The 3,307-nt window shown below is 52.5% G+C and carries 4 protein-coding genes; 2 read left to right on the top strand and 2 right to left on the bottom strand.

The features are described 5' to 3' along the window. Positions 1-321, bottom strand: a 321-nt coding sequence (locus ACEQ15_RS16905; RefSeq protein ID WP_370280419.1) for a DUF1353 domain-containing protein, incomplete at its 3' end; no start/stop codon positions are given. 281 nt (positions 322-602) lie between these two features. Between ACEQ15_RS16905 and nfsB the strand changes: the two genes are divergently transcribed. Then, the gene (gene nfsB / locus ACEQ15_RS16900) at positions 603-1,256 is read left to right on the top strand and encodes an oxygen-insensitive NAD(P)H nitroreductase (RefSeq protein ID WP_370280417.1); all 654 of its coding nucleotides are present in this window, start codon (positions 603-605) and stop codon (positions 1,254-1,256) included. A 50-nt stretch (positions 1,257-1,306) separates the two neighbouring features. Here the strand turns inward: nfsB and ACEQ15_RS16895 are convergent, their stop codons facing one another. Further along, positions 1,307-2,230 (bottom strand): LysR family transcriptional regulator ArgP, encoded by a 924-nt coding sequence (locus tag ACEQ15_RS16895; protein WP_370280416.1) that lies wholly within the window; start codon positions 2,228-2,230, stop codon positions 1,307-1,309. Between the two features lie 106 nt (positions 2,231-2,336). Here ACEQ15_RS16895 and ACEQ15_RS16890 point away from each other — a divergent pair, with 106 nt between their 5' ends. Continuing rightward, positions 2,337-2,960, top strand: a complete 624-nt coding sequence (locus ACEQ15_RS16890; RefSeq protein ID WP_370280415.1) for a LysE/ArgO family amino acid transporter — start codon at positions 2,337-2,339, stop codon at positions 2,958-2,960. The last annotated feature ends 347 nt before the right edge of the window (positions 2,961-3,307 follow it).

Raw genomic sequence — 3,307 nt, 5'->3', positions numbered from 1 at the left:
GCCGTCCTCGCCGACAACCCAGATGTAATCGTAACGGTAGCCAAAATCATGAATCAGACCGGGGATGAGCAGCAAACCGGTAGGCGATAGGAAAAACCACAATAGACGGGGGATAGACGCACCATCGAACACAAAACCTTTGGGAATCAGCACCCGGCGGCCATCCGGCAGGTCATACGCCCAGCTTTCCACCAGCTGCCATTCACGCACTTTGGTGAGCCAGGCCCAGATCCGTTTATAGAAAGGTTTGCCCTTGGTAGGGATGGGGAGCGGCACAAGCTTTGGCATCTCGGCCGGTGTGATTGCAGGCGTGTCCTTCATCTTTCAGCATCCTTTTGAGGGTTGGGTAACCCGGATATGGGTCATGCAACCCATAACTGCATCCGTACACGTTCTATACAACCTAACAGAAATAACACCAAAAGGAACATTCGCCTGATCGTTATGTCTCGCACTCCGCCCCGGTATTATCAAATAATTTTTTAAACTGATTCACTCATTCCCCTCTTTTTCCTTATCTCAACAATCAGTAAGCTCTCTCCCTATTCGGCATGCCCTAATCCGGCAAGCCCAGTTTTTTAAGTTAAATCAGGAAGGTAGCAATGGATATCACCCACTTTGCCAAGAACCGCCACTCCACCAAGGCATTTGATCCATCCCTGAAGATCAGCGAAGAAACCTTCGCCCAGATCCGCACACTGCTGCGGTTCAGCCCTTCATCCGTGAACTCCCAGCCATGGCATTACGTGGTTGCCAGCACCGAAGAAGGCAAGCAACGTGTTGCCAGCGCCACGGCGAAAAATTACGCATACAACGAGCCTAAAATCCTGAATGCCTCGCACGTGGTGGTGCTGTGCGCCCGTACCGAGCTGGATGAAACCCACCTGAGCAATGTACTGGAGCAGGAAGATGCGGATGGTCGCTTTGCCAGTGAAGACGCCAAACAGACTCAGCACAGCGTGCGCAGCTTCTACTACAACCTGCATCGATTTGATCTGAAAGACAGCCAGCACTGGATTGAAAAACAGGTTTACCTGGCGTTGGGTACGCTGTTGCTGGGTGCTTCTACGCTGGAAGTGGATTGCTGCCCGATTGAAGGATTTGATCCGAAACTACTGGATGCAGAACTGGGCCTGCGTGAACAGGGTATGACCGCCGTTGCGATCGTGGCGATGGGTTATCGTAGCGAGCAGGATTTCAACGCAAGCCTGCCCAAATCCCGTCTCACCGAAGAGAAGATCTTTACCGATATCTGATCATCAGTCACACCAGACACCTGCAGCGGACGGCCCGTTGCAGGTGGTCTTCAGCCCGGATGGGTCAGTTCCGGGTGATCCTCGAAACGATCAAGTTTTGCTTCTGCCGCGCTGATCAGCTGATCGGTCAACTCCTTGGCCAGATCTGACTTCAGATTCCACACATGCCAGTAGAGCGGTATCGCAAGGTAACGCCCCGGGGTCATATCCACCGCCCGACCAGCATCAATCATCGGCAGGCTCTGCTGATCCGGCACCATGCCACAGGCATAGCCGCGCAGAATCAGGTCGAAGAAGGTTTCAGAGGACGGGATGCGGTGACGGGGATAGTCTCCCGGCGCGACACCAAAGAACTTGTCCAGGTAGCGGTTCTGCAACTCATCCTTGTTGTTAAACTCCGCCACCGGCGCGCGGGAAAAGCCCTCTGCGGTCACACCATCCGGGAAGTAACGCTGCAGATACTCAGGGCTGGCCAAACAACGGTAAGGCATTACACCCAGCGGAATACAGCTACAGCCCTGCATCGCTTCGGGACTGGCACTGATACAGCCTAACACTTCACCGGTCCGCAGCAGATGGTGGGTCTGGTCCTGATCATCCACTTTCAGGTCCAGCAGTAGTTTGCGGGCATCCATTAGCGGTGTCAGTGCATCCAGAAACCAGGTTTCCAGACTGTCAGCATTCACGCCGATTGCCACCTTGGTGAAGCCACTCTCCTGTTCCAGCGACAACTCATCCATCAGCTCATTCTGCAACATGCTAACCTGGCGGAAGTACTTCAGCGCTTGCTGCCCGGCGCGGGTAGCCTGAATCGGGTTGGAGCGCACCACCAGTGTCTGTCCCAGACGTTCCTCGAGCTGTCGCAGGCGCTGGGATACCGCAGACTGCGTAATGTGCAGTTTGCGGGCGGCCTTTTCGAAGCTCTGTTCCTCAATGATCGCAGCCAGAGCTGCCATCTGTCGCAAATCGAGCAATTATTAATCTCTCTTATTAAACATCAAAAACATTAGATTTACTTACTTTACTCCTGACGCAACAATAGCGCCATCGAAATAATGAAACACGAAATCAGGAACACGTATGAGCTTTCTACTTAGCGCCCAACTGATTGCCCTGTTTAAAGGAATGGGTACGGGTGCCGGATTGATTATCGCCATCGGTGCACAGAATGCCTTTGTACTGACCCAGGGGCTGCGCCGCCAGTACCACTGGCCGATTGCCGGTATCTGCAGCCTGTTTGATGCGATCTGTATCACCCTCGGCGCGGCAGGTATGGGCGTGTTAGTTTCCCAGTCGCCTGTACTGCTGGAAATAACCAAATGGGGTGGGGCTCTGTTTCTCGGTTGGTACGGCCTGAATGCGTTTCGCTCGGCTTTTGAGGACAACAGCCTGAAGGGTGAAAATCGCGGCGTCAGCAGCCTCAAACAGGCGGTCATCACCACCCTGGCGATTACGGCACTAAACCCTCATGTGTATCTGGATACGGTGGTATTGCTGGGCAGTATCGGCAGTCAGCAGGCAGAAGGTCTTCAGATCTGGTTTACCGTTGGCGCCGTGTGCGCATCCTTTATTTGGTTCTTCTCACTTAGCTTTGGTGCACGTTGGCTGGCACCGTTGTTCGCCAAACCAATTGCATGGCGCATTCTGGATCTGACCATCGCTTTGGTAATGTGGTCGATCGCGCTGAGCCTGGTACTTAACTGAATGGAAGCAGCCGTTTCTAATTTAGTAACCGGCTGGATCGATATATTCACTGACATCCAGCCTGATCCTCTATAAAAGCTAACCTAAAGCCCGAAACCAACGAAGTATATCTTCATTTAAAACACGGCATTCAAAAATAAAACACTGAACAATATTGTCACTTAATCTGAACGTTTTTGTTAACCCCTCCGTTTTAACGGTCTATAACCTGATTCCGTGACTTAAAACTCAGCTTCGCATCTCCACACACCTGTAACCACGCGGCCTGCGGCGGTAATATGGACGCCATTCTCGATTCACCCAGACAGTGATATCTGACTATGCGTACCTTCAAGCTGGAACAGTCC

This window comes from Pontibacterium sp. (assembly GCF_964228735.1).
Classification (GTDB): domain Bacteria; phylum Pseudomonadota; class Gammaproteobacteria; order Pseudomonadales; family Balneatricaceae; genus Pontibacterium.
This window is presented reverse-complemented; position numbering and strand designations above follow the sequence as displayed.

Bases quoted from the DNA above. Each gene is read 5' to 3' on its own strand.
- nfsB (WP_370280417.1), top strand. From the start codon at position 603: ATGGATATCACCCACTTTGCCAAGAACCGCCACTCCACCAAGGCATTT.
- ACEQ15_RS16890 (WP_370280415.1), top strand. From the start codon at position 2,337: ATGAGCTTTCTACTTAGCGCCCAACTGATTGCCCTGTTTAAAGGAATG.